This window comes from Inquilinus sp. Marseille-Q2685 (assembly GCF_916619195.1).
Lineage (GTDB): Bacteria > Pseudomonadota > Alphaproteobacteria > DSM-16000 > Inquilinaceae > Inquilinus.
Map to the genome: position 1 here is coordinate 192,161 of NZ_CAKAKL010000007.1, position 25,820 is coordinate 217,980.

The 25,820-nt window shown below is 70.8% G+C and carries 22 protein-coding genes and 1 pseudogene; 13 read left to right on the top strand and 10 right to left on the bottom strand.

What is annotated here, in order from left to right; genetic code table 11:
* Positions 1-2: 2 nt before the first annotated feature.
* From LG391_RS26720 to LG391_RS26730, 3 genes are read right to left on the bottom strand one after another with little or no spacing between them, the layout of a single operon-like run.
* Positions 3-821 carry an ABC transporter permease gene (locus LG391_RS26720; RefSeq protein WP_225771099.1) on the bottom strand — a complete coding sequence of 273 codons (819 nt, stop codon included), beginning with the start codon at positions 819-821 and terminating at the stop codon, positions 3-5.
* A complete protein-coding gene (locus LG391_RS26725) occupies positions 818-1,690 on the bottom strand; it encodes an ABC transporter permease (RefSeq protein ID WP_225771100.1) in 873 nt (290 codons plus the stop codon). Before LG391_RS26725 ends, LG391_RS26720 begins: the two co-directional genes overlap by 4 nt.
* Complete coding sequence (locus LG391_RS26730) at positions 1,687-2,847, bottom strand: extracellular solute-binding protein (protein ID WP_225771101.1); 1,161 nt, start codon at positions 2,845-2,847, stop codon at positions 1,687-1,689. The genes LG391_RS26725 and LG391_RS26730 overlap by 4 nt, the downstream gene beginning before the upstream one ends.
* A gap of 226 nt (positions 2,848-3,073) precedes the next feature.
* Here LG391_RS26730 and LG391_RS26735 point away from each other — a divergent pair, with 226 nt between their 5' ends.
* Together LG391_RS26735 and LG391_RS26740 are read left to right on the top strand one after the other, a co-directional pair.
* Positions 3,074-4,291: a mandelate racemase/muconate lactonizing enzyme family protein gene (locus tag LG391_RS26735; RefSeq protein ID WP_225771102.1), complete on the top strand. Its 1,218-nt coding sequence runs from the start codon at positions 3,074-3,076 to the stop codon at positions 4,289-4,291.
* Positions 4,292-4,443: 152 nt separating this feature from the next.
* On the top strand, positions 4,444-6,057 hold the full coding sequence (locus LG391_RS26740; RefSeq protein ID WP_225771103.1) for a GMC family oxidoreductase: 1,614 nt from the start codon (positions 4,444-4,446) through the stop codon (positions 6,055-6,057).
* Positions 6,058-6,196: 139 nt separating this feature from the next.
* Here LG391_RS26740 and pobA read toward each other — a convergent pair whose 3' ends face one another.
* The gene (gene pobA / locus LG391_RS26745; RefSeq protein WP_225771104.1) at positions 6,197-7,363 is read right to left on the bottom strand and encodes a 4-hydroxybenzoate 3-monooxygenase; all 1,167 of its coding nucleotides are present in this window, start codon (positions 7,361-7,363) and stop codon (positions 6,197-6,199) included.
* Positions 7,364-7,478: 115 nt separating this feature from the next.
* On the opposite strand from pobA, the gene LG391_RS26750 reads away from it, so the two are divergent.
* Positions 7,479-8,396 carry a helix-turn-helix domain-containing protein gene (locus LG391_RS26750; RefSeq protein WP_225771105.1) on the top strand — a complete coding sequence of 306 codons (918 nt, stop codon included), beginning with the start codon at positions 7,479-7,481 and terminating at the stop codon, positions 8,394-8,396.
* 113 nt (positions 8,397-8,509) lie between these two features.
* On the opposite strand, the gene LG391_RS26755 is transcribed toward LG391_RS26750, so the two are convergent.
* Positions 8,510-9,304, bottom strand: coding sequence for an SDR family NAD(P)-dependent oxidoreductase (locus LG391_RS26755; protein ID WP_225771106.1), 795 nt, complete (start codon positions 9,302-9,304; stop codon positions 8,510-8,512).
* Positions 9,305-9,342: 38 nt separating this feature from the next.
* Positions 9,343-10,056, bottom strand: a complete 714-nt coding sequence (locus tag LG391_RS26760) for an SDR family oxidoreductase (protein WP_225771107.1) — start codon at positions 10,054-10,056, stop codon at positions 9,343-9,345.
* A gap of 118 nt (positions 10,057-10,174) precedes the next feature.
* Here LG391_RS26760 and LG391_RS26765 point away from each other — a divergent pair.
* The 3 genes and pseudogenes from LG391_RS26765 (at position 10,175) to LG391_RS26775 (ending at position 13,214) form a co-directional block, all read left to right on the top strand.
* A pseudogene (locus LG391_RS26765) lies at positions 10,175-11,089 on the top strand (LysR substrate-binding domain-containing protein).
* A gap of 87 nt (positions 11,090-11,176) precedes the next feature.
* Positions 11,177-12,232: a dipeptidase gene (locus LG391_RS26770; RefSeq protein ID WP_225771108.1), complete on the top strand. Its 1,056-nt coding sequence runs from the start codon at positions 11,177-11,179 to the stop codon at positions 12,230-12,232.
* Between the two features lie 25 nt (positions 12,233-12,257).
* Complete coding sequence (locus LG391_RS26775; RefSeq protein ID WP_225771109.1) at positions 12,258-13,214, top strand: DUF1186 domain-containing protein; 957 nt, start codon at positions 12,258-12,260, stop codon at positions 13,212-13,214.
* A gap of 10 nt (positions 13,215-13,224) precedes the next feature.
* Here LG391_RS26775 and LG391_RS26780 read toward each other — a convergent pair whose 3' ends face one another.
* Complete coding sequence (locus LG391_RS26780) at positions 13,225-14,163, bottom strand: sigma-70 family RNA polymerase sigma factor (protein ID WP_225771110.1); 939 nt, start codon at positions 14,161-14,163, stop codon at positions 13,225-13,227.
* Positions 14,160-14,918 carry an SDR family oxidoreductase gene (locus LG391_RS26785; RefSeq protein ID WP_225771111.1) on the bottom strand — a complete coding sequence of 253 codons (759 nt, stop codon included), beginning with the start codon at positions 14,916-14,918 and terminating at the stop codon, positions 14,160-14,162. The genes LG391_RS26780 and LG391_RS26785 overlap by 4 nt, the downstream gene beginning before the upstream one ends.
* 185 nt (positions 14,919-15,103) lie before the next feature.
* Between LG391_RS26785 and LG391_RS26790 the strand changes: the two genes are divergently transcribed.
* The 5 genes from LG391_RS26790 (at position 15,104) to LG391_RS26810 (ending at position 21,302) form a co-directional block, all read left to right on the top strand.
* Positions 15,104-15,619, top strand: a complete 516-nt coding sequence (locus LG391_RS26790) for a sigma-70 family RNA polymerase sigma factor (protein ID WP_304608564.1) — start codon at positions 15,104-15,106, stop codon at positions 15,617-15,619.
* A 74-nt stretch (positions 15,620-15,693) separates the two neighbouring features.
* On the top strand, positions 15,694-16,638 hold the full coding sequence (locus tag LG391_RS26795; RefSeq protein ID WP_225771112.1) for a FecR family protein: 945 nt from the start codon (positions 15,694-15,696) through the stop codon (positions 16,636-16,638).
* A gap of 200 nt (positions 16,639-16,838) precedes the next feature.
* The gene (locus tag LG391_RS26800) at positions 16,839-19,238 is read left to right on the top strand and encodes a TonB-dependent siderophore receptor (protein WP_225771113.1); all 2,400 of its coding nucleotides are present in this window, start codon (positions 16,839-16,841) and stop codon (positions 19,236-19,238) included.
* Positions 19,235-20,341 carry an ABC transporter substrate-binding protein gene (locus tag LG391_RS26805; protein ID WP_225771114.1) on the top strand — a complete coding sequence of 369 codons (1,107 nt, stop codon included), beginning with the start codon at positions 19,235-19,237 and terminating at the stop codon, positions 20,339-20,341. The genes LG391_RS26800 and LG391_RS26805 overlap by 4 nt, the downstream gene beginning before the upstream one ends.
* Positions 20,342-20,432: 91 nt before the next feature.
* A complete protein-coding gene (locus LG391_RS26810) occupies positions 20,433-21,302 on the top strand; it encodes a phosphotransferase family protein (RefSeq protein WP_225771115.1) in 870 nt (289 codons plus the stop codon).
* 15 nt (positions 21,303-21,317) lie between these two features.
* Here LG391_RS26810 and LG391_RS26815 read toward each other — a convergent pair whose 3' ends face one another.
* Together LG391_RS26815 and LG391_RS26820 are read right to left on the bottom strand one after the other, a co-directional pair.
* On the bottom strand, positions 21,318-21,674 hold the full coding sequence (locus LG391_RS26815) for a hypothetical protein (protein WP_225771116.1): 357 nt from the start codon (positions 21,672-21,674) through the stop codon (positions 21,318-21,320).
* A gap of 109 nt (positions 21,675-21,783) precedes the next feature.
* Positions 21,784-22,083 carry a hypothetical protein gene (locus LG391_RS26820; protein ID WP_225771117.1) on the bottom strand — a complete coding sequence of 100 codons (300 nt, stop codon included), beginning with the start codon at positions 22,081-22,083 and terminating at the stop codon, positions 21,784-21,786.
* 404 nt (positions 22,084-22,487) lie between these two features.
* Here LG391_RS26820 and LG391_RS26825 point away from each other — a divergent pair, with 404 nt between their 5' ends.
* Both LG391_RS26825 and LG391_RS26830 read left to right on the top strand, forming a co-directional pair.
* Positions 22,488-24,053: an ABC transporter ATP-binding protein gene (locus tag LG391_RS26825; RefSeq protein WP_304608565.1), complete on the top strand. Its 1,566-nt coding sequence runs from the start codon at positions 22,488-22,490 to the stop codon at positions 24,051-24,053.
* On the top strand, positions 24,050-25,813 hold the full coding sequence (locus LG391_RS26830; protein WP_225771119.1) for an ABC transporter ATP-binding protein: 1,764 nt from the start codon (positions 24,050-24,052) through the stop codon (positions 25,811-25,813). The genes LG391_RS26825 and LG391_RS26830 overlap by 4 nt, the downstream gene beginning before the upstream one ends.
* Positions 25,814-25,820: the final 7 nt, after the last annotated feature.

Here is a 25,820-nt window from a genome sequence, read left to right on the forward strand (position 1 = left end):
CCCTAGGCTCCCAGCCCGCGCGCGATGGTGCGGGCGCTGAGGATGTTGCGCGCGAACAGCAGCGCCACGAAGGACGGGACCCAGAGCAGCACGGACAGCACCGCGCCGTACTGGATCACCAGCTGGTTGTTGATCAGGGAGATCATCAGGATCGGCATGGTCCGGACCGTCGGCGCGCCGATCAGCCAGGCGCCCTCGGTCTCGTAGAAGGTGCCGACGAAGCTGAGCAGCAGGGCGGCGGCGATGGCCGGGCCGGCCTGGGGCAGGGTGACGTGCCAGAAGGTGCGGAACGGGCCTGCCCCCACGTCCCGCGCCGCCTCCTCCAGCCTTCGATCCACGGTCTGGAAGGCGGCCACCGGGATCCAGATCATGAACAGCAGCGTGTTCAGCACCTGGATGATGGCGACGCCGGCGAAGGTGCCGACCAGGCCGAGCTGCAGGAAGATCGCGGCGATGGCGACATAGAGGCCGAATTTCGGGAAGGCTTGGGTCGCCAGGAAGGACAGGAGGAGCAGCTGCTTGCCCGGGAAGTCGAGCCGGGCGAAGGCATAGGCGGCGGGCAGGCAGATCGCGGCCGAGACCGCGGTGACCACCACCGACAGCGCCAGCGAGGTGCGCAGGGCCGACCAGACGTCGGCCCGGGCCAGGGTCATGCCCCAGAAGCGGAAGCCCCATTGCGTCGGCAGCAGGGCCGGGTAGCGCCAGGCCTCGGCGAAGGCCCACAGGAACACGGTGGCGATCGGCACGATGATCGCCACCGCCAGCACCGCCGCCAGCAGCGGTCCCGGCAGGCGGCGCAGCAGGCGTCGGGCCGCGGTCACGGAGCCCCCCGGGCGCGCGACTTCGAGATCGCGCGGACATAGAGCACGCCGACCGCGGCGCAGATCAGGAAGGTGACGACGGCCTGGGTCTGGGCCGCCACCGGGTCGCGCACGTCGCCGAAGGTGCGCTGCATGTAGACGCCCATCATCTCCGGCGAGGCGGGGCCGAGCAGATAGGGCAGGGTGAAGCTGCCGAAGATGTTGAGGAATTCGAGGGCGAAGGCGATCAGCAGCGAGTTGCGGATCAGCGGCAGGACGATGCTGACCAGGATGCGGACGGGGCCGGCGCCGACGTCGCGCGCGGCCTCGATCGCCGGCAGCGGCACCTGGGCCAGGCCGGACAGCAGCACCAGGAGCGTGAGGGGAACGCCCTCCCACACCAGCCCGATCACCGGCCCCCAGGGGCCGAGATAGGGCGAGACATAGCCGCCGATGCCGAAGGCGGCGAGGATCGTGGCCAGCAGTCCGTTCGGCCCGATCGACCGGATCAGGGCGTAGGCGACGATGATGCCGGGCACGAACAGCGGGAACACGGCGATGCCTTGCACCACCGCCGGCAGCCGCCCGGCGGCGAAGCGGAGGTACAGCGCCAGCGGCAGGCACAGGGCCAGCAGCAGCGCCGTCGCCACCGCCGTGGTCCAGAGAGTGAAGCCGAGGTTGCGGCGGCTCTGCGGGTCGGCGAAGAACTCGGCGTAGTTCGCCAGCGAGAAGACGCTGCGGCCGTCGACTTCGACCCGCAGCGTGGTCAGGATCGCCGACACCGCCGGCACCAGCACCAGCGCCACCACCAGCAGCACCGGTGCCGCCACCATCAGCAGGCCGAGCGCCTGCCGCCGGAAGCCGATCGCGCGCGGGGACCTTTCGGTCACTTCGACCGGTCGATGTTGGGGGCGACGTTGCGGTACCAGCCGTCATTCATCGCCGCCTCCCAGTCGCCGCCCGGATATGTGGGGATCGAGGTCGGGATCACCGCGGCGAACTGGTCCTTCAGCTCCGGCGGCAGCTTGCCCCAGTCGACGCCCGGGAAGCCGCCGAGGTCCTTGACGACCGAGACCTGGATCTCGTCGGTCAGCAGGAAGTCGGCCAGGGCCAGGGCGGCGTCCTTGTGCGCCGCGTTGCTGGGCACGGTCGCATCGGCGAAGCTGCCGCACAGGGCCAGGTCCTGCAGCTGGAACAGCTTGACCGAAGGCGGCAGCACGCCCTGCGCGATGCCCTGCAGCGCCTGGTCCGACCATGCCGGGATCATCGACACGGCGCCGCTGGCGAGCAGCTGCAGCGTCGGCGTGTTGCCGGCGGCGTAGGCGCCCTTCTCGTACAGCGACGGCGCCAGGTCGTTCAGGATGGCCCAGGCCTTGGGCAGCCGCTCCTCCGCCGCCTGCTTCGAGTGGTTGGCGACGGTGAACAGCGCCGGGTCGCGGCCATTGGCCTCGTGGATGGCGCGGACCACGAAGTTGCGGCCCGACCCGCCCTTGTCCGGCCGGCCGTAGATGAACTGGCCGGGATGGGCCTTGATCCAGGCGACCAGGCCCGCCCAGTCCTTCGGCACCTCGGCCTCGGCCACCTTCTCCGAATCATAGGCCAGCACGACCTGGGAGCCGCGATAGGGCAGGCCGTAAGGCGTCTCGATCGCCAGCGGGTTGACGCGGCCGTAGCCGGGCACGGTGCCGGCGTCGAGCCGGACCCACAGCCCGGCCTCGATCCCCTCCTTGGGCAGCCGCGGGTCGTGCTGCTCGAAGAAGTCGACCTGCGGGTCGGCCCCCGCCTTCAGCGCCGCGAAGGCCCGGTCGGCGATCGCCACGATGCCGCCGCTGCCGGCCCCGCGCGAGATCACGATGTTGATCTCGAGCTCCGGATGCGCCGCCTCGAAGGCCGGCTTCACGACATTGGTCCACCAGTCCGACACATTGGCGTCGCTGTTGGTGTAGACGTCGATCCGGGTCGCGGCGGCGCTGGCGCGGCGCTGCGGCACCAGGGCAACGGTGCCGGCGGCGACGCCGGCGGAAAGAACCTGACGGCGATTGAGCATCCTGCCCCCCGAAGACAGTCGGCATGTGGTTTGCGGGTGCTGCCTTTAGGGGCGAAGCATGACAGGGCGATGACGGCCGGGCCACAGCTTCGTGACTTGCCGGCCGGGCGGCGTCGTTTGCGCGGGATTTTCCGTCGCCGCCGGCCTGGAGGGGCGGGATCGGGCGATCCATGATGCGCCGGGCCGCGGCGCGCCGTTGCGCCGGCCCATAGCGAAAGGCCGCCGCATGAAGATCGCATCGCTTCAGACCCATGTCGTCGCCGTCCCGCCGCCGCATGTCGGGGGCATGTACTGGATCTTCGTGCAGCTGAAGACCGATGACGGCATCGAGGGTGTCGGCGAGATCTACTCGACCGCCTTCCACCCCCAGGCGATGGTGCCGCTGATCGAGGACGTGTTCCAGCGCCACCTGGAAGGCCACGACCCGCACCGGGTCGAGCGGTTCTGGCGGTCGGCCTATTCCAGCGGCTTCACCCAGCGCCCGGACCCGACGATGATGGGCATCGTCTCGGGGCTGGAGATGGCCTGCTGGGACATCATCGGCAAGGCGGCGGGCCGGCCGGTCTACGACCTGCTGGGCGGGCTGGTGCACGAGAGGCTGCGCGCCTACACCTATCTCTACCCGAAGAATGCGGCCGGGGAGTTCGACTTCAACGACCCCGACCTGGCCGCGGAATGCGCCGCCGAGATGGTCAGGATGGGCTTCACCGGGGTGAAGTTCGACCCGGCCGGCCCCTACACCGCCTATTCCGGGCACCAGATCTCCCTCGGCGTCATGGACCGCTGCGAGACCTTCTGCCGCAAGGTGCGCGAGGCGGTGGGCAGCGGCGCCGACCTGCTGTTCGGCACGCATGGCCAGATGGTGCCGTCCTCGGCCATCCGCCTGGCCAAGCGGCTGGAGACATACGACCCGCTGTGGTTCGAGGAGCCGGTGCCGCCGGGGCAGGAGGCGGCGATGGCCGAGGTGGCGCGGGCGACCTCGATCCCGATCTCGACCGGCGAGCGGCTGTGCACGAAATACGAGTTCCAGCGGGTGCTGGAGCTGGGCGCCGCCTCGATCCTGCAGCCGGATATCGGGCGGGTCGGCGGCATCCTGGAGGCCAAGAAGATCGCCAGCATGGCCGAGGCGTATTACGCCCAGATCGCGCCGCACGTCTATTGCGGCCCGGTCGTCGCCGCCGCCAGCATCCAGCTCGGCGCGGCCTCGCCGAACTTCCTGATCCAGGAATCGATCCTCGATTTCGGCGGCTTCCACGCCGAGATCCTGAAGAAGCCTCTGGCCTTCGACGACGGCTACCTGATCCCGTCGCGCGAGCCGGGGCTGGGGGTGGAGCTGGACCTCGAGGTGGTGGCGAAGCACTCGCCCTACACCGGCGACCGGCTGCACCTGCAGATGGCGCCCGAGCCCGCAGACGTGAAGCAGTTCGCCCCAGCGCGGGGATAAGACGACCCACTCAAGGACCCCGAATTGATCCCCTCCAAATTGTCATGCCCGGGCTTGACCCGGGCATCCAGAGACTGTCGACGCCCTCTGGATTGCCGGGTCAAGCCCGGCAATGACAGTAAAGGGCGAGGTCAGTTCTCCGAGACCTCCTCATGACCCACGACTACGTCATCGTGGGCGCCGGCTCGGCCGGCTGCATCCTGGCGGCGCGGCTGAGCGAGAGCGGACGGCATTCGGTGCTGCTGCTGGAGGCCGGCGGCCGCGACGATTCCTTCTGGTTCCGCATCCCGGTCGGCTACGCCCGCAGCTACTACAACCCGCGGGTCAACTGGATGTACTGGTCGGAGCCCGAACCGGCGCTGGGCGGCCGCCGCATCTACTGCCCGCGCGGCAAGGTGCAGGGCGGCTCCGGCTCGATCAACGCCATGGTGTTCGTCCGCGGCGCCGCGGCGGATTTCGACGACTGGGCGGCGGCCGGCAACCCCGGCTGGGCCTATGACGACGTGCTGCCTCAGTTCCGCCGGCTGGAGACGCATGCCGGCGGTGTTTCCCAGTGGCATGGCGGCGACGGGCCGATCCATGTCACGCCGATGCGCGGCATGATCCATCCGGTCAGCGACGCTTTCCTGCGGGCCTGCGGCGAGCTGCAGCTGCCGCTGAACCCGGACTTCAACGGCGCGTCGATCGAGGGCGCCGGCGTCTACGACATCAACACCCGCGACGGGCGGCGGTCGTCGTCGAGCGTCGAATACCTGCGCCCGGCGCTGGGCCGCCGCAACCTGGCGGTCGAGCGCGAGGCCCAGGCGTTGCGTGTGGTGCTGGACGACACCGGCCGCGCCGCCGGCGTCGAGGTCCGGCAGGGATCGGAGGTCCGGACCGTCATCGCCCGGCGCGAGGTGATCCTGGCCGCCGGCGCCGTCGACACGCCGAAGCTGCTGCAGCTCTCCGGCATCGGCGACGGGGATCGCCTGAAGCAGGCGGGCGTCGCGGTGGCGCATCACCTGCCGGCGGTCGGACGCAACCTGCAGGACCATCTCTGCGCCAGCTTCTACTACCGCTCCCGCGTGCCGACTCTGAACGGCCCCTTCGGCAGCCCATGGGGCCAGGCCCGGCTGGGGCTGCAATACCTGCTGACCCGCAAGGGCCCCTTCGCCATGAGCGTCAACCAGGCCGGCGGCTTCTTCCGCGGCGCGCCGGGCGAGGCGCGGCCGAACATCCAGATGTATTTCAACCCGCTGTCCTACCGCATCCCCGACAGCCCGAAGGCCGGGCTGAAACCGGAGCCCTATCCCGGCTTCCTACTGGCCTTCAACTCGTGCCGGCCGACCAGCCGCGGCGAGATCGCCATCGCCTCGCCCGACCCGGCGGCGCCGGCGAAGATCCGGCCGAACTACCTGTCGACCGACCGCGACATCGAGGAGGTGCTGCAGGGCAGCCGGCTGGCGCGGCGGATCATGGCGGCGCCGGCCCTGGCCGCGATCACGGCGGAGGAGATGCCACCCTCCGCCGGGGTCGAGAGCGACGATGCGCTGCTCGACTGGTTTCGGGCCAACAGCGGCTCGATCTACCACCTGTGCGGCAGCTGCGCGATGGGGCCGGACCCGGCGACCGCGGTGGTCGACGCCCGGCTGCGGGTGCATGGCGTTCCGGGCCTCCGCGTGGTCGACGCCTCGATCTTCCCCAACATCACCGCCGGCAACATCAACGCCCCGACCATGATGGTGGCGGAGAAGGGGGCCGGGATGATCCTGGAAGAGGCGGGGTAGGGAACGCCTCGAACCGCACCTGATCCAAAGTTGTCATTGCCGGGCTTGACCCGGCAATCCAGAAGATGTCGACGCTCTCTGGATGTCCGGGTCGAGCCCGGGCATGACAGTTATGGAAATGGCGTCATTCCACGCAACCCTAGACCAGCGGCAGCCCGACATAGTTCTCGGCCAGCACGGTCTGGGCGGCGCGGGAGCCGCGGATGTAGTCCAGCTCGGCCCGCTGCAGCCGACGTTCCAGCGGGCCGGTGTCGGGGAAGCGGTGGGTCAGGCCGGTGAACCACCAGGAGAAGCGCTCCGCCTTCCACACCCGGGCCAGGGCGCGGGCCGAATAGCTGTCGATGCCGGCCGAAGAACGCTCGGCATAGAACTCCCCGAACGCCTCGGCCAGCATGGCCACGTCCGACACCGCCAGGTTCAGCCCCTTGGCCCCGGTCGGCGGCACGATATGCGCGGCGTCGCCGGCCAGGAACAGCCGGCCGTGGCGCATCGGCTCGGACACGAAGCTGCGCAGCGGCGCGATGCTCTTCTCGCAGGACGGGCCGCGCACCACCGCCGCCTGCGGGCCCAGGCGCAGGCAGACCTCGTCCCAGAAGCGCTCGTCCGGCCAGTCCTCGACCCGGTCGTCCAGCGGGCACTGCACATAGTAGCGGCTGCGATGGGCCGACCGCATGCTGGCCAGCGCGAAGCCGCGCTCGTGATTGGCGTAGATCAACTCGTGATGGGCCGGCGGCACCTCGGCCAGAACGCCCAGCCAGCCGAAGGGGTAGATCCGCTCGAACTCCCGCCGCACGCCGTCCGGGATGCAGCCGCGGGTGACGCCGTGGAAGCCGTCGCAGCCGGCGATGAAGTCGCAGTCCAGGCGCCGCTCGGCACCGTCCTGCCGCCAGGTGACGGACGGCCGGTCGGTGTCGATGCCGTGCAGCGCCACGTCCCCGGCCTCGAACACCACCGGCAGGCCGCGCGCCAGGGCGCCGTCGAACAGGTCGCGCATCACCTCCTGCTGGCCGTACACGGTGATGCAGGATCCGGTCAGGGCCTGCATGTCGATCCGGAAGACCTCGCCATCGACCGCCAGGTTGGTGCCGGCATGGGGCAGGCCCTCGCGGTGCAGGCGGTCGGCGAGGCCGAGCCGGTCCAGCAGGTCGACCGTGCCTTGCTCCAGCACCCCGGCGCGGACCCGACCCTCGACATGCTCCCGGCTGCGGCGCTCGACCACCACGGCCTCGATGCCGGCGTGGTGCAGCAGATGGGCCAGCACCATCCCGGCCGGCCCGGCGCCGATGATCGCGATCTGTGTGCGCATGGCTCCTCCCTTCCCGGAGAGGCTAGGCGCGGCGACGCGGAAAGCCATGGACGCGGCGTCGGAAAACTTGGACTGTTTTTCCCGTGAGCCCTGGGCAGGAAGGGGGCAGAAGCCCATGCAGACGCCCGCGATCCCGAACTTCTTCCTCTATGGCGAGCCGCCGCGGACTGTCGACGACCGGTTCCTCCATTTGGAGGCATTGGAGGATCGCAGCCGGCCGAGCGGCTGGACCATCCGGCCCCATGCCCATGCCAACCTGAACCACGTCTTCCACTTCACCCGCGGCGGCGGCGTCGCCCGGGCCGAGGGGCAGTCGATCCGGTTGCGGGCGCCCTGCCTGCTATTGGTGCCGGCGGGGGTGGTGCACGGCTTCGACTTCGAGCCGGAGACGGTCGGCTCGGTGCTGACCGTGTCGGACACGTATCTGCGCGAGCTGGTGCGGCGCGAGCCGGAGTTCCGGCCGCTCTTCGCGGCGCCGGCCGTGATCCCGGTCGCCGACCAGGGTTTCCTGCGCGCCAGCCTCGGCCGGCTGTCGCGCGAGCTGGCCTGGCTGGCGCCCGGCCGCGCCGCGGCGGTGGAGGCGCTCCTGGTCGGGATCCTGGTCGAGGTGCTGCGCCTGGCGCAGGCGGGAGGAGGAGAGGCCGCGGCGCCGGGCCCGCAGGCGCTGCTGGTGGCCCGGTTCCGCGAGCGGATCGAGGAGCGCTACCGCGCCCATGACGAGGTCGAGGACTATGCCCGGGCGCTGGCGGTCAGCCCGAAGCGGCTCTGGGCCGCCTGCCGCCGGGTGGCCGGCGCGCCGCCGGCCCGGCTGATCCAGGACCGGCTGCTGCTCGAGGCCAAGCGCCTGCTGCTCTACACCAATGTCCCGGTGGCCGAGGCGGCCTACGCCCTCGGCTTCAACGATCCGGCCTATTTCTCGCGGCTGTTCGCCAGGGAGACTGGCCGGTCGCCGCGCGCCTTCCGCCGCGGCGGCGATGACCAAGTTCGGACTGATGCCTCAAGTCAGAGCCCGTCCGAGATCGCGCTGGCGTGAGTCGGCTGGCGGTGGTTTCGAGAACCGGAGCGCAGCGCACATTGGTGCGTGAGCACCGGAAGCGGAGAGACCGCCGTCAGGCGGCCGCGCCAGTAGCGATATCGGACGGGCTCTCAGGTCAGGGCGTCGACCACGCCGCCATCCACCCGCAAGGCGGCGCCGTTGGTGGCCGCCGCCTGGGGCGAGACGGCATAGACCACTATGTTGGCGACTTCCTCGGGCGTCGCCATGCGGCCGATGATCGAGGTCGGGCGGTGGGTGCGAACGAACTCGGTCGCGGTCTCGTCGATCGACTTGCCCGACTCGTCGGCCATCTCGCGCAGGAACTCCTTGACCCCCTCGGTCATGGTCGGGCCGGGCAGCACCGAGTTGACGGTGACGCCGGTGCCGCGAGTCAGCTTGGCCAGGCCGCGGGCGATCGAGATCTGGGCCGTCTTGGTGAAGCCGTAATGCACCATCTCCACCGGAATGTTCAGGCCGGATTCGGAGGAAATGAACACGACCCGGCCCCAGTTGCGCGCCAGCATGCCCTTCAGATAGGCGCGCGAAAGCCGCACGCCGGACATGACGTTGACCTCGAAGAACCGGGCCCAGTCCTCGTCCGGGATGTCGAAGAAGTCCTTCATCTCGAAGATGCCGACATTGTTGACCAGGATGTCGGCCTCCGGCACCGCCGCCAGCAGCTCGGCGCAGCCCGCGGCGGTCGAGACGTCGGCCACGGCGGCGCGCAGTGCGGCGCCGGGCACGGCCTGCCCGATCCGCTCGATCGCCTCATCCACCGCGGCGGGCTTGCGGCCGTTCACGATCACCTCGGCGCCGGTCCCGGCCAGGCCCTGGGCGATGGCGAAGCCGATGCCGGTGGTCGAGCCGGTGACGAGGGCGGTCTTGCCCGACAGGTCGATCTTCATGGGTAGGCTCCGTGCTGCGGGAAAGGCCGCCGGGGTCGTCAGACCAGGGCGCTGCCGCCATGAATATAGGCCGTGCTGCCGGTGGCGTAAGGGTTGGTGATGAAGGCCAGGATCTGGGTGGCGATGTGCTCCGGCTGGCCGACCAGTCCGACGGGCAGGGTGGCCGCCGCGCGGTCATACATCGCCTGGCGGGCATCGGCGGCCATGCGGTCGTAGAGCGGCGTCGCCACCAGGCCGGGCGAGACGGTATTGACCCGCACCGGCGCCAGCTCCAGCGCCAGGCCCTGGGCCAGCGCCTCCAGCCCGGCATTGATCGCGCCCTGGACCGCGGCGCCCTTGCGCGGCCGGATCGCCAGCACGCCGGTGACGAAGGTCAGCGACCCGCCGTCGCGGATCGGCGCGGCGCGGGCGACGCGGTAGGCGCCCCAGAATTTCGAGTTCATCGAGGCGAAGGCGTCGGCCAGCGGCAGCTCGCGCACCGCCGCCACCTTGGTCTGGGCCGCCGTGACCACGACATGGTCGTAGACGGTGCCGTCGGCGAAGAAGGCCTCGACCGCGGCATCCGACGTGGTGTCGAGCACCCGGCCTTCGGCGTCGGTGCCGATCGTCGCCACCGCCGCGTCGATCTTCTCCTGCGACCGCGAGGCCACCGTCACCGCCGCGCCCAGGCCGGCGGCCGCCTGCGCCGTCGCGAGGCCGAGCCCCGAGCTGCCGCCCACCACCAGCACCCGCTGGCCCGAAAGATCGCCCATCGTCTCGCTCCTTCCATCTCCGCCGGCCCTTCCGGCCGGCCGCCGCGAAGATCTGGATCTTCCATGTTCCGGAAATAATACTCGGCTCGGGAAAACCACTCTTTCCGGATCGTTGAGAATGGGACCGATCGAGAACCTGGCCGATATCGCCGTCTTCGCCCGCATCGCCGCCGCGGGCAGCCTGTCGGCGGCCGCGCGGGATCTCGGCCTGTCGCTGGCGGTGGTGTCGAAGCGGCTGGCGCGGCTGGAGGCGGCGCTCGGCGCCCGGCTGGTGCAGCGCACCACCCGGCGGCTGAGCCTGACCGAGGAGGGCGCGGCCTTCCACGAGCGGGCGCTGCGCATCCTGGCGGAGCTGGAGGCGGCGCAGGAGGCGGTGGGCGGCGACGGCCGGCCCCGCGGCCTGCTGCGGGTGACCACCACGGCCGCCTTCGCCCGCCGCTGGATCGCCCCGATCCTGGCCCGCTTCCAGGCAGGCTGCCCGGAGGTGCGGGTGCAGGTCACCACCACCGACGCGGTGCTGGACCTGGTGCAGAACGGCATCGATCTCGCCATCCGCCAGGCCGTGCTGCCCGACAGCGCCCTGATGGTGCGGGAGCTGGCGCCGAACTGGCGGGTGGCCTGCGCCGCGCCGGACTATTTGGCCCGGCACGGCCGGCCGCAGACGCCGGCGGAGCTGGCCCGCCCTCCCTGCATCGTCTAGGGCGCCCCGCCGATGACGGCCTGGAGCTTCGTGCGGCCGGGCGAGCCGCCGGTCGAGGTCGCGGTCTCCGGCGCGATCACGAGCAATGACGGCGAGGTGGCGCATGAGGCCGCGCTGGCCGGCGCCGGCATCGTGCTCAAGTCGATCTGGTACGTGGCCGGGGACCTGGCCGCCGGCCGGCTGGTCCGGGTGCTGGCCGACCATGCATCGCCGGCATCCCCGCTCCAGGCCGTGTTCCCTTCGGCCCGTCACTTGGCGCCCAAGACCCGCGCCTTCCTGGACGTGCTGGGCGCCGAGCTGCGCGTTGCCGCCCGGCGCCTCGGCCGGCCATGACTCGATGCCTTGCCAGGGTGCGCCGGGGCTGCTCAACTCGGGCAACCCGGCCGACCCGCGGCCGCGCCCCCGAGACGATGGATCCTGATGACCGAGCCCATTCCCGTCTTCGACGGCCACAACGACGTCCTGCTGCGTCTCCTGAAGTCCCACGCGGCCTCGGCCGAGACCGCCTTCATCGAGGGCACGGCGACCGGCCATCTCGACCTGCCGCGGGCGCGCCAGGGCGGCTTCGTCGGCGGCATGTTCGCGATCTTCCCGCCGTCGCCGCACTCCTCCGGCTCGATCGACCGGATGCAGGGCGGCGCCTACGCCGTGCCGCTGCCGCCGGAGCTCGGCCTGGCCGAGGCGCAGGCCTCGACCACGGCGATGGCGTCGATCCTGCTGCGGCTGGAGCGGGCCGGGGGCCTCAGCGTCTGCCGCAGCGTCGCCGAGATCCGCGCCGCGATCGCGCAGGACTTGCTGGCCGCGGTATTCCACATCGAAGGCTGCGAGGCGGTCGACACCGATTTCCGCATGCTCGACCTGCTCTGCGCTGCCGGGCTGCGCTCGCTCGGCATCGTCTGGAGCCGGCCGAACGCCTTCGGCCACGGCGTGCCCTTCACCTTCCCGAGCACGCCCGACACCGGGCCGGGCCTGACCGATGCCGGGCGCGATCTGGTGCGGCTGTGCAACGAGCGCCGCATCCTGATCGACCTGTCGCATCTGAACGAGAAGGGCTTCTGGGACGTGGCGGAGCTGTCGACGGCGCCGCTGGTCGCGACCCATTCCAACGCCCATTCGGTCTGCCCGCATGCGCGCAACCTGACCGACCGGCAGCTCGACGCGATCCGCGAGAGCGGCGGCATGGTCGGCCTCAACTTCGCCACCGCCTTCCTGCGGCCGGACGGGTCGATGAACGCCGACACCGACCTCGAGGTCATGGTCCGGCACGTCGATGCGCTGATCGAGCGGCTGGGCGAGGACGGGGTCGGCATGGGCTCTGACTACGACGGCGCCACGGTGCCGGCGGCGATCAAGGACGCGGCCGGCCTGCCGCGCCTGTTCGAGGCGCTGCGCGCCCATGGCTATGACGACGCCCTGCTGCGCAAGCTCGGCACCGAGAACTGGTTCGGGGTGCTGGAACGGACCTGGGGCGGCTGACGGCGATGTCGGAAGACCGGCCATCATGACCGTGGACGAGGCGATCCGAGGGCTCGCGGAGGCGCCGGCCGGCGTTCTGCCCGTCGATGCGATGACTTGGGCGCTGGGCCACTGGGAAGAGGCCGGCCCGCGATTCATCGAGCTGGTGGAGCGCTACGCCGACGGCGATGACCGTTCCGAGGACATTGAAAGCGCCCTGTTCTTCATCATTCATCTTCTCGGCGAGAGGATGGAGACACGGGCCTTCCCGGGCCTCTGCCGCCTGGCTCGGGACCGTGAAGCGATGGACCGGATTCTCGGCGATGCCATCACCGAGACTCTCGACCGGATCCTGATCTGCACCTTCGACGGCGATCTCGTGCCTCTGAAGGTGGTGATCGAGGACCCCGCCGCCGGCGAATTCGTACGCGAGGCCGCATTCGAAGCTCTGGCCTATCACTGCCGCATGGGCGCGATTTCCGACGAGGAGATGAAAGCCTATCTGCTCCATCTCGCCGAGCATATGCAGCCGCGGGACGACAATGCTGTCTGGATGGGCTGGACGACCGCAGTGTCGTCCCTGGGTTACGAGGATCTGGCGCCGACGGCGGAGCGGCTGATCAACGACTTCCTGGTGCCGGTGGCGATTATGGATGTCGATGATTTCCGAGAAGACCTCCGACGGACGCTCGACGACCCGGATCGGATGGCCGGCTTCGTCGCCGGCCGCCTCATGCCGTTCATGGATACGGTCGGTACCTTGTCGACCTGGTATGGCTTCTCGGAGGAATACCGGGTGCGGCGCGCGAGAGGGGAGCTGGACGAGGAATTCGACGATCTGGATGAAGGGCTCGATGATCTGGACGATCCGCTGGTCCCCCGTGGATGGCCGTCCATCACGTTCGGCGAGCCTGCGGTCAATCCGGTGCGGGATGTCGGCCGCAACGACCCGTGCCCCTGCGGCAGCGGCAAGAAGTACAAGAAGTGCTGCCTGGGGAAATAGGCCGATCAGCTCATCTGTGGCCGGTCCCCTGGCCCGGAGGCACGGCGTCCGGCGCCAGGACCAGCTCCGCGTCGTCGACGACGTAGCGGACATAGCGATAGTCGCGGATGAAGCTGATCCGCCCATCCGTCCATTCCAGCCACATCAGGTAGCTGGGCTTCGCCGCCTGGGCATCCTCCCAGACCGCGATCACCTCACGGCCATCGAGCCAGGCGGGGGCGAGCCGGACCGGGGCGCTTCGCGCATAGACGCCGAAGAACATGCCGACATCCGCGGCGCCGGCGCGCGGCGGATGCAACGACTGGATCAATCGCACGTCGTCGGCCAGCATCGCGCGCAGCCCTTCCCAGTCGCGCCGGTTGAACAGGGCGACATAGCGGGCCGCGGCGGGTGACGGTACGCGCGGCGCGGGCTGGGCCGGCGCCCTGGCGTTGATGACCTTGAGCCGGGCTCGCCCGCGGGCGAGATGAGCCTTCACCGCGTTGACCGTGAGGTCGAGCAGGACGGCGATCTCCTCCAGGGACTGGTCGAGCACGTCCTTGAGGATCACCACGCTGCGTTGCACGGCCGGAAGCTCCACGAACCGCGACACCGCAGTGTCGACCGCTTCCTGCCGCATCAGCACCTCCATGGGATCCGGGCTCTCGGGATCGGCGACCTCATGCGCCGCCTCGATCGGCTCGGCCGCGCGGATCGTACGGCTGCGCAGCAGGTCCAGCGCGCGGTTGTGGGCGATCCGGAACAGCCAGGCGCGCAGCGGCGGAACTTCCTGCAAATCATCCAGGGCGACGAGGGCTCGGGCGAAGGCGTCCTGCACCACGTCCTCGCCGTCGATCACCGAGCCCATCAGGCGCGCGCAGTAGCGGTGCAGTTCCGGCCGCAGCTCGCCGGCCAGCGCCAGGAGCTGTGCCTGGCGCGCCGTCGGTGACGGGGATTGACCTTCGCTCAAGCCGTCTCCCTCTCGAGAACGGTGATTCCTGTATCGCCTTTCAGACCGAAGGCGAAGTCCGTGGCGTATTGTTGATCGTCCAGCACCGCGACCACGTGGTCGCCGAACTGGCGGGGCGGCATCGGCGTGCCGAACCGCGCCAGGTACTCTTCAATCCCGATGCCCAAGGCGCGTGCGTAGGCGTCGGAAGCCTCGTCGCCGACGCCGGTGCCGGCAACCATCTGCCGCGGCACGATCGCCTGGAAGCGGATCCCGAGGCCCTGCTGCTCCGAAACGCGGTTGGCGTAGCTGGCCATGAACCAGAGCATGCGCTTGGCGCCGCCGTAGCCGCCCGACATCGGTGATCCGCTCACGGCCGCGCCGCTCGACACCACCAGGACGCGGCTTCCGGGTCTGAGCGGTAGGCCGAGCGCCGCCTGCAGCCAATACAGCCCGGCCTTGACGTCGGTCTCCCAGGGTGCGGTGAAATCCTCCCAGCTCAGCTGGTCCAAGCGACCCATCCGCGGCTTCGCACCGGCGTTCAGCACCAGGATCTCGGGGTGGGTTTCGGCGAGGATGCGCCGGGCGGCACCCTCGTCGGTGACGTCGGCCGGAATCACGGCGACGCCGAGCCGCCGCTCCACCGCTGCGAGCGCGGCCTGGCCGCGTGCCACGACGGTCACCTTGGCGCCTTGATCAACCAAGGCCTCGACGAGCCCGAGGCCCAGGCCTCGGCTGCCGCCGGTCACCACGATGGTCTTGTCCCTGAGGCCCATAGGCCTGCTCCTGTGCTCGGGTTCGCTGAGATTAGGACGTTCGAGCACGCGAAAAAGAGTCACCCGTGGCAGAAGGGTCACCTGGCCTTATTCTTCCTCCGCACTGCGCAATCCGTAATTGCGAATGATTTGCATTTGAAATAAGGTCGCGCCGGTCTCGTTTCGGAGGTGGAATCAGGGTCGGAATGGCCGAGCAGGATCGGTCCTCGCTGCTGGCGCTGCTGACGCGCCATTACCAGGAGCTGCTGCGCCATCTGACCCGTCGGCTGGGCAGCGCCAGCGCGGCGGCGGACGTGGCCCAGGACACCTGGCTGCGGCTGCGCCGGGCCGAGACGGTGCCGGAGCTGCAGAACCCCCAGGCCTATCTGTTCCGCATCGCCGACAACCTGGCGCGCGACCGGCTGCGCAGCGACGCCGCCCGCGCCCGCACGCTGCTGCCGGCCGAGCTCGGCGACGACCGCCCTTCCGATGCGCCGGGGGCGGAGTCGGTGCTGGACCACCGTCAGCGGCTGCAGGTCCTGGAACGCGCGGTGGCCGAGCTGCCGCCGAAATGCCGGGAGGTGTTCCTGCTGCACAAGTTCGACGGGCTGGGCCATGGCGAGATCGCCGCCCGGCTCGGCATCTCGCGGAGCATGGTGGAGAAGCATGTGATGAAGGCCCTGGCCCATTGCCGCGACCGCATGCGCGACCTGCTCGACTGATGGAAGGTGAGGGAAGGGCCTGGCGGATTCGTCATTCCTGACGGGGACCGCCGCGAACGACCGAAGACATGACCATGGATCTCCAGCCAGACGCCCGGGACCAGGCCCTTCAATGGTTCGTCCGGATCAACTCCGGCGAGGCCTCGGCCGCGGACCGCGCGGACTTCGAGGCCTGGCTGGCCGCCGATCCGGCGCATGGCCGCGAGATCGACGCCCTGACCGGGCTGTGGACGGATCTCGGCCGCATCCCGGACCCGCGGCCGCGTCCCGTGCCGCGCGTGAGGGCGCCGCTGTTCGGCCGCCGCCGGATCCTGGCCGGCGGCCTGGCCTTCGCCGGGCTCGGCGGCGTGGTCGCCATGACCGGCCTGCCGCCGGCCCTGACCAGCGACATCTGGACCGGCACCGGCGAGCTGCGCACGGTGACGCTGGCGGACGGGACACGGGTCGATCTGGATGCCGGCTCGGCCCTGTCCCTGGCCTTCTCGGATTCGATGCGCGAAGTCTCGCTCGACCGGGGCCGGGCGCTGTTCACGGTGGCGAAGGATGCGGCGCGGCCGTTCCGGGTCGCCGCCGGGCCGGGGCGCAGCACCGCCCTCGGCACCCAGTTCGTGGTCCATCGCTGGGCCGACGACGTCACGGTGGCGGTGACGGAGAGCGCCGTCTCGGTCGCCGCGCCCGGTGCCGGCGGCACGGCGGAGGCCCGGGTCGCCGCCGGCGAGCAGGTATCCTACGGCCCGGCCGGGCTCGGCGCCGTGCGGAAGGCGGACGGCCAGGTCGAGACGGCCTGGCGGCGCGGCAAGCTGGTGTTCGAGGACCGGCCGCTGCGCCAGGTGGTGGCGGAGCTCGGGCGCTACCGCAGCGGGTCGATCGCGATGACCGACGGGGCTCTCGCCGAGCTGCGGGTCAGCGGCATCTTCGACGTGAGCGACCCGGATGCGGCGCTCGACGCCATCACCCGCACCCTGCCGGTGCGCGTGGTGTCGCTGACCCGCTATCTGGTGGTTCTTCGGCCGGCCTGAACTTTTTTCGCCGGGCGAGGTGAGGGGACGTCGCCGCCGATCCGTCATCTCGGCGAGGGGCGACGCGATTGCGTCTCACTCCTAACTCGGACGCGACGCGTGGGATGATGATGCAGAGTGATCGGACGGCCTTGCCGGGCAGGGCGCGCAGGATGTCGGCCCGGGACCGTGGAGTTCGCAGGATCGCCTCAGCCGTCCCCATGCGGCCGAGGCGATCCTGCCTGGCTGCGGTGCTGCTGGCGTGCACGGCGCTGGCGCCCGCCGCGGCCTTCGGCCAGGCGGAGACAGAGGTGGCGCAGGCGGCGCCGGCCACGCGCTTCGACATCCCGGCCGGGCCGCTGGCCGCCGCCCTGGCGCAGTTCGGCGACGCCGCCGGGCTGCAACTGCTGTATCCGGCGGATCTGGCGCGCGGCCTGACCTCGCCCGGTGTCACCGGCGCGATGTCGCGCAACGAGGCGCTGCGCCGCCTGCTGTCCGGCACCGGCCTGACCTGGCGCTTCACCGGTGCCGACACGGTGACGCTGGAGCGGGTGCCGGGCGGCGACGCGGCCGGGGGCGGGCTGGCGCTCGATCCGATCGTCGTCACCGGCGCCGGCGGCAATGCCTGGGGCCCGGTCGACGGCTATGTCGCCGAGCGCAGCGCCACCGGCAGCAAGACCGACACGCCGCTCCTGGAGACCCCGGCCTCGGTCTCGGTGGTCGGCCGGCCGCAGATGGAGGACCAGGCGATCCGCACGGTCGACGAGGCGCTGCGCTACTCTCCCGGCATCCGCACCCAGCCCTACGGCACCGACACCCGCTTCGACTGGTTCTTCATCCGCGGCTTTCCCGCCTATCAGGACGGCCTGTTCCGCGACGGGCTGTCGCTGTTCTCGACCGCGCTGGCCGGCTGGCGCGCCGAGCCCTACGGGCTCGAGCGGATCGAGATGCTGCGCGGCCCGTCCTCCTTCCTCTATGGCGGCGGCTCGCCCGGCGGCCTGGTCAACTTGGTGACCAAGCGGCCGCCGGAGGAGACGCTGCGCTCGGCCGAGGCCGGCATCAACGAATACGGCCGCGCCTATGGCGCCTTCGACATCGGCGGACCGCTGGACGACGACGGCGAATGGTTCTACCGCCTGACCGCGCTGGTCCATTCCGGCGGCACCGAGACCGAGAAGGCCGAGGATTTCCGCGGCTTCATCGCCCCCAGCCTGACCTGGAAGCCGAACGAGGACACGACGCTGACCATCCTGGCCAGCTACCAGCATGACGACCTGAACCAGGCCGCGGGCTTTTTGCCCTATGTCGGCACGGTGAAGCGGGCCAGCTATGGCCGCATCCCGCGCGACCTGTTCACCAGCGAGCCGGGCTACGACAAGTTCGTCCGCAACCAGGCGATGATCGGCTATCAGCTGGAGCATCGCTTCGACGACACCTGGACTGTGCGGCAGAATTTCCGCTTCGCCCATCTCGACCTCTACAACGACGGCATGTTCGGCGTCGGCTATGCCGATGCGGCCCAGACCCAGCTGGCGCGCCTCAACTACCGGACCCGGCCCGAGGTCAACTTCGTCACCGTCGACAACCAGGCCGAGGCGAAATTCGACACCGGGCCGCTTCAGCACACCATGCTGTTCGGGCTGGACTACAAGCGCTACCAGATCGACGACGACCAGGCGTCCGGCCCGGCCGCGCCGCTCGATATCGCCCATCCGCATTACGGCCAGTGGCCCGGCCCGGCGTCGCGCTACATCCTGAACCGGCAGGTGATGAGCCAGATCGGGGTCTATGTGCAGGACCAGATCAGCTGGGACGACCGCTGGTTCCTGACCGCGACCGGCCGCTACGACTGGGTGTCCTCCGACATCGACAACCACCTGACCGGTGCCAGCACCAGCTCCGACGACGGCGCCTTCACCGGCCGGATCGCGCTGCTCTACAAGTCGGATCTCGGCCTCGCCCCCTATGTCAGCTACGCCACCTTCTTCAACCCGGTGGTGGGCACGAATGTCTACGGCCAGCCCTTCAAGCCCGAGAGCGGCAACCAGGTCGAGCTCGGGGTGAAATACCAGCCGGAGGGCATGCGCAGCTTCGTCACCGCCGCCGTGTTCGACCTGCGGCGCGAGAACGTCACCACCACCGACCCGGACAACATCCTGAACCAGGTGCAGACCGGCGAGGTGCGGTCCCGCGGTGTGGAGCTGGAGGCGACCGCCAGCCTGGCGGAGGGGCTGGAGCTGATCGCCTCCTACACCCGCTACGACCTCGAGGTCACCAAGAGCAACGACGTCAACAAGGGGAAAGTGCCGATCGGCGTGCCGCAGGAGCTCGGCTCCCTGTGGCTCGACTACAAGGTCCTGCATGGCCAATTCGAGGGTGTCGGCCTCGGGGGCGGCGTGCGTTATGTCGGCGCCAGCTGGGCCGACGCCGCCAACACGCTGAAGGTGCCGGCCTCCACCGTGTTCGATGCGGCGGTCAGCTACGGCCGCGACAACTGGCGAGTGGCGCTGAACGCCTCCAACCTGTTCGACCGCACCTATGTCGCCGGCTGCAACGGCCCGACCGCCTGCTACTACGGCGACGGTCGCACGGTGAAGCTGACGCTGGGCTACAACTGGTGAGGCGCGGGGCGCTCTGGGTCCTGCTGCTGGCCCTGGCCGCGGCGCTGCCGGCCCGCGCCGAGTGGCCGCGGACGGTCACCGACATCCTGGGCCGGACGGTGACGATCGGGCACGAGCCGCGGCGCATCCTCCTCGCCGAGGGCTTCCAGCTGATCGCGCTGGCGCTGATCGATCCCGACCCCGTGTCGCGGCTGGCCGGCTGGGGCGGCGACCTGGAGAAGCAGGATCCGGCGACCTACGCCCTGTTCAAGGCGCGCTTCCCGGCAGTGGCGGAAGTACCCGTGGTCGGGCTCGGCAGCGGCGAGACCTTCTCGATGGAGAAGGCGCTGGCGGTGGCGCCCGATCTCGCGATCTTCAGCGCCTGGCAGGCGGCGGCGACCAGCCCCGAGGCCGTGGCCAAGCCCTTCGAGCAGGCCGGCATCCCGGTGATCTTCGTCGACTTCTACCAATCGCCGCTGACGCACACGGCGCCGAGCTTGCGGCTGCTCGGCCGGGCGCTGGGGCGGGAGGCGGCGGCGGAGGCCTTCATCGCCTTCAGCGAGGACCGGCTGCGCCGGATCCACGACCGCATGGCCGACGCCGGCCCGGGGCCGCGGGTGATGCTGCACGCCTATCCCGGCCTGTGGCCCTGCTGCTGGTCGGCCGGCAGCGGCAGCCTGGGCGAGGTCATCACGCTGCTCGGCGGCCGCAACATCGGCGCCGAGCGGTTCCCGACCCCGAATGGCGGCCAGTTGGACCCGGAATACGTGCTGGCGGCGGACCCCGAGGTCTACATCGCCACTGGCCTGTCGCAGTTCGATCAGCCCGGCAGCATCAGCATCGGCAGCGGCGTGGAGGCGGCGACGGCGCGCGGCCGGCTGCGGACGGTGGCGGCTGAGCCCGGCCTGGCCGGACTGTCGGCGATGCGGCAGGGCCGGGTGCATGCGCTGTGGAACTTCTTCAACGGCGGCCCGCTCAGCATCGTCGGCATCGAGGCGATGGCGCGCTGGATCCGCCCGGAGCTGTTCGGCGATCTCGACCCGGCGAGGACGCTGGCGGAGATCAACCACCGCTTCCTGGCGGTGCCCTTCACCGGCACCTACTGGGTCAGCCTCCACCCCTGACCTCCGCCCTCTCGAGACGCGCGATCATCGACCCCTCCCGCAATCGTCGTTTCCATGATACTGGCGGCCCTGCGCTTCACGGGAAAGCCTCATGACGGATATCGATCGGTATCGCGCCGCGATCCTTCGCGCCGCTCCGGACCTTGCCGCGTCGGACTTCCGGCTGCTGGCGGAAAGCTGGGATTCGACGGCGGTCGAGGCCGACGGCCGGCTGGTCTTCAAGTTCCCGCGCAACGAGGCGGCGGCGCGGCGGCTGCGCAAGGAGGCGACGCTGCTGGCCGTGATCCGGCCCGCAGTGTCGCTGCCGGTTCCCGACCTTGTGCTCGAGGAGGGGCCGCCCCTGTTCTCCCGGCACTCCAAGATCCCTGGTGAGCATCTGCTGACGGAGCATTACGCCGAGCTTCCCGAGGAAGCCCGGCGGCGGCTCGCCGAGGATCTGGCGGGGTTCTACGCCGAGCTGCACGGGCTGGATCTCGACAGGATGGCGGCGGCCGGCGCCGAGCCCGAGGCCTGGGGGGCGGCGGAGGAGATCGGTGCGAAGGCCCTGCCGGCGCTGAAGCCGGAGCTGCGCCAGACGGCGCAGCGGCTCCTCGCGGCCTATGGCCGGCTGCCACCCGATCCGCACGGGACGATCTACGGCTTCTTCGACGGGCATGGCTGGAACATGGCGTTCGACCACGACCGGCAGCGGCTCAACGGCATCTACGACTTCGCGGATTCCGGCATCGGGCCGCTGCACCAGGAGTTCATCTACTCGAGCTTCGTCTCGCCCGACCTCACCGCCCGGGTCGTGGCGGCCTATGAGCAGCTGACCGGGCATGCGCTCGACCACCGACGGATCGCCATCCTCACCGGAGTGCATCGCCTGTGGGAGCTGGGCGAGCTCGCCGATGATCCCGAGCATGGGCCGATGATGGTCCGCAGCTTCGCGGGCTGGGCCGGGACGGCAGAGCGCTTCTAGGGCTTGCCCGGATGGTCAGAGCGCCGGCCGGCCGGGGTCCCCGACGCGGTCGGCCCGCACCGGCGCGACTGCCGGGGCCAGCGGACGGTACTGCCCGATCAGCAGCGCCGCCTGCGTCCGCAGCGGGTCGCTGAGCTGCACTGCTCCGCGGTCCATCTCCTCGGTCACCCGGAACAGCAGCCGTTCGATCGTGTCGAGATGCTTCGTCCGCAGTGTGCCGGCGACATGCGCCTCCCGGCGTCTCGGGTCGAGCAGCATGTCGTAGAGGGCATCGAGATGTTCGACCAGCGTGGCGGCGACGGTGATCGAAGCCACCTCGCCATCGGTCGAGGTGAAGCGGATCGGTGGAACGATGCGCGTCGGCCGATCCATCGTGGGACCTCCCCGGAAATCAATGGTCCACGATCCCTTGGATCGTGACATTTGGCAACTCCGAAGCGAGTGCCCAAGAACAATTTATCTTACGGATTTTCCAGGGATTTTAGCGGCTGTCGAGGTATCGCGTCTGAAACGCCGAGAGATCGCGCCGGAAACTGGCGAGACTGTAGTCACCGGCCTCGGGGGGAGGGACGCGGTCCTGCAGGATCGCGTGCAGAATGCATTCTTGGGTTCGTCCCAGACTGCCGTGCCGTGCCGCCTCCAGCGCCAGGCAGATCCATGCCGCCTCGTCCGGGCTGGGCGGAAAGCCATCCTCCCAGTTCTGACCCTGGATGCGAAGCCAGAAATGCAGGGTCTGCGCAAGGCTCCGGCCATCGCTCATCATTCGGTCTGCCGTCTGCATCGTCTCCACAAAAGACACGGGCGGACGATTTGTTCCGGCGCTCCGCAACAACCCGTCCGGATGACGAAACGGAACGTCGACGGCCGTGCCGGTTCCATCCGGCTCGAATTGCGGCCTCCTTGATCCCATTGAATGCGATCAACTCTCATTTGCATTTCTTAATTGACTCAATGACCGCCGGTCAGTCATCAATGGTCCACCGACCTTGCAAGGCGGTTCCATCGGTTGCGGAGCGTGGCCGTCATGATGATCAACCGGACGATGCTGTCCCTGGCCGGGCCGGTCGGGGGCGAGGTGGCGCTGGGCGCGGGGCTGGGGCTGGCCGTCACCGCGGCCAATCTCGGCCAAGGCGTGCTGCTGGCGCTGGTCGCGGGCGGGTTGCTGCAGGGGCGGGGCTGGCGCCGGTGCTGCCCTGGATCGGCCTTCTGGCCGGCCTCGTGCTGCTGCGGGCGGGGCTGGTCTGGCTGGCGGAGCTGGCGGCCCAGCGTGCCGCGCAGAGGACCAAGCTGGCGCTGCGCCGCCGCCTGTTCGAGCGGCTGCTGGAGCTCGGCCCCGGCTTCGCCACCGAGCGGCGGACCGGCAAGATCCAGGCGACGCTGGTCGGCGGGGTTGAGGCGGTCGAGGCCTATGTCGCGCGCTACCTGCCCTCGGTGATCGTCGCGGTGCTCGGACCGCTCGCCGTGCTGGTTTGCCTGGCCGCACTGGACCTCACCTCGGCGGCGATCCTGGCGGTCTTCGTGATCCAGGCGCCGCTGGTCAACTCGCTGTGGCTGGCCTGGCGCATGCCGCGGTCGACCGGCATCTTCGCCGCCATGGCCGTGTTCGGGGCCTTCCTGCTGGACAGCATTCAGGGGCTGGTGACGCTGAAGGCGTTCAACGCCGTCGGCCGGCGGCGGCAGGAGCTGTCGGAGCACGCCGCCAGGCTGCGCCGGGAGTCGATGCGCGAGCTCAGCGTCACGCTGATGCGCGACGGGGTGACGACGCTGTGCTCGCTCGGCGGCGTCGCCGCGGTGCTGGCCTGGGGCGCCTGGCGCGTCTCCGCGGGGGAGCTGGCGCCGGTGGCGCTGCTGACCGCGCTGTTCCTGGCGCGCGAGGCGTTCCGGCCGATCGAGCGCATGGACCAGGCGCTGCACGCCGCCTGGGCCGGCATCGGCGCGGGCACGGAGATCGCGGCCCTTCTGGCGGCGCAGCCGGCGGTGATCGACGCGCCGCGCCTGCCGACCCCGGCGCCGCTGGCCGCCAACATCGCTTTCGACCGCGTCGGCTTCGCCTATGACGGGGCGGAGGGGCCGACGCTGGACGAAGTCTCGCTGCGGGTGGAGGAGGGTGAGCTGGTGGCCCTCGTCGGCCCGTCCGGCGCCGGCAAGTCGACCGTCGTCGCGCTGCTGCTGCGCTTCTTCGACCCGGCCCGCGGCGGCATCCGGGTCGGCGGCATCGACATCCGCGACCTGCCGCTGGCGGCGCTGCGCGAGAAGATCGCCGTGGTGTCGCAGGACACCCATCTGTTCCCCGGCACGGTCGCCGACAACCTGCGCATCGCCAGGCCGGAGGCCGGTCTGGATGAGCTGGTGGAGGCCGCCCGCGCCGCCAACGCCCATGATTTCATCCAGGCGCTGCCCGAGGGCTACGACACCGAGGTGGGCGAGCGCAGCGCGCTGCTGTCCGGCGGCCAGCGCCAGCGCATCGCCATCGCCCGGGCGCTGTTGAAGAACGCGCCGATCCTGGTGCTGGACGAGGCGACGTCGAGCGTCGACGCCGCCAGCGAGCGGGCGATCCAGGACGCGCTGGAGCGGCTGTTCCGCAACCGCACCACCCTCGTCATCGCCCACCGCCTGTCCACCATCCGCAAGGCCGACCGCATCCTGGTGCTGGACCAGGGCCGGGTGGTGGAGGAGGGGCGGCACGAGGCACTGCTGGCGGATGGCCGCCGCTACGCCCGCCTTGCCCAGGCCCAGGGAGCCGTCGCATGACCACGATCGAAGTCACCGCCCCGCGCTATCGTTTGCGTGACCTGCTGCCGGTTGCTGCCCGCCGGCCCGCCGGGCTGGCCCTGACCGCCCTCTGCGGCACGCTGGCCCAGTTGGGCATGCTGGCGACGCTTGCCATTGGTGCCTGGCTGGTCGGCGGCGCCATCACCGGCACGGCCGGGCCGATGCTGCAACCGGCGGCCTGGGGCCTCGCCGCCGGAGTTCTGGTGACGGCGCTGGCCCGCTGGGGGCAATCGTATTTCGGCCACGACCTGGCCTTCGCCCTGATCGAGCAGCTGCAGCTCGGCTTGTTCGACGGGCTGGAGCGCGCCGCGCCCGGCTATGTCCTGGGCCGCCGCACCGGCGACCTGGCCGGCACCGCGACCGGCGACGCCGAGATGCTGGAGAGCTTCTTCGCCCATCTGCTCGGCGACTATGTCGGTGCCGCGCTGGTGCCGCTGACGGCGCTGGTCGCGCTGGCGCTGATCCATCCGCTGCTGGCGCTGGTGCTGGCGCCGTTCCTGCCGCTGGTGGCATCGATCCCGTTCTGGCTGGCGCGCCGCGCCGGGCAGCAGGGCGAGGCGCTGCGGGCAGAGCTCGGCCATCTCAACGCCGAGGTGGTGGAGGGCGTCCAGGGCCTGCGCGAGCTGGCGATCTTCGGCCATGGCCGGCGCTATCTCGACCGGCTGATGCGGCGGACGGCGGACCTCCACGGCCACCAGCTGCGCTACGGCGCGCGGGCGGGGCTGGAGGCGGCGGCGATCGACATCCTGCTGGCGCTGGCCGTGCTGGCGGTGCTGGCCGTCGGCGCCAGCCTCGTCGCCCGGGGCGCGCTGCCGATGGCGCTGTTCCCGCTGGCGCTGGTGCTGGCGGGCGCCGCCTTGGCGCCGATCACCCAGGTGACCGAGACCGGCCGCCAGCTCGGCGCGCTGCAGGCGGCGACGCAGCGGGTGCTGACCATCCTGCACCAGCGGCCGCAGGTCGAGGATCGCGGCCGGGCGCGGCCGGAGGAGGCGCTGGCGCCGGAGGTGCGGTTCGAGGGCGTCGCCTTCGGTTACGACGAGGAGCGCGGGCCGGTGCTGCGCGGCTTCGACGCCATCCTCGCCGCCGGCGAGACGGTGGTGCTGGTCGGCCGTTCCGGCGCCGGCAAGAGCACCTGCGCCAGCCTGCTGATGCGGTTCTGGGACCCGGCGGCCGGGCGCATCACCCTGGGCGGCCACGACCTGCGCGACCTGCCGCTGTCGGAGCTGCGCCGGCGCGTGGCGATCGTGCCGCAGGACGTGCATCTGTTCGACCTGCCGGTCGCCGACAACATCCGCCTCGGCCGGCCGGAGGCGACGGAGGAGGAGGTGCGGGAGACGGCGCGCCTGGCCCAGGCCGACGGCTTCATCCGCGCTCTGCCCCAGGGCTACGGCACGCGCTGCGGCGAGCGCGGCGCACGGCTGTCCGGCGGCCAGCGCCAGCGCATCGCCATCGCCCGCGCCTTCCTGCAGAACGCGCCGGTGCTGGTGATGGACGAGGCGGTGTCGAACCTGGACACCGAGAGCGAGCAGGCGCTGCAGGCGGCGGTGCGCGAGCTGCGCCGCGGCCGTACCACGCTGATCATCGCCCATCGCCTGTCGACCATCCGCAGCGCCGACCGGATCCTGATGCTGGAGGGCGGCCGCATCGTCGAGACCGGCCGGCACGAGGAACTGCTGGCGCGCGGCGGCCCCTATGCCCGGCTGGTCGCGGCCGCGGTCGACGGGGTGCTGGAGGCGTGAGGCGCCG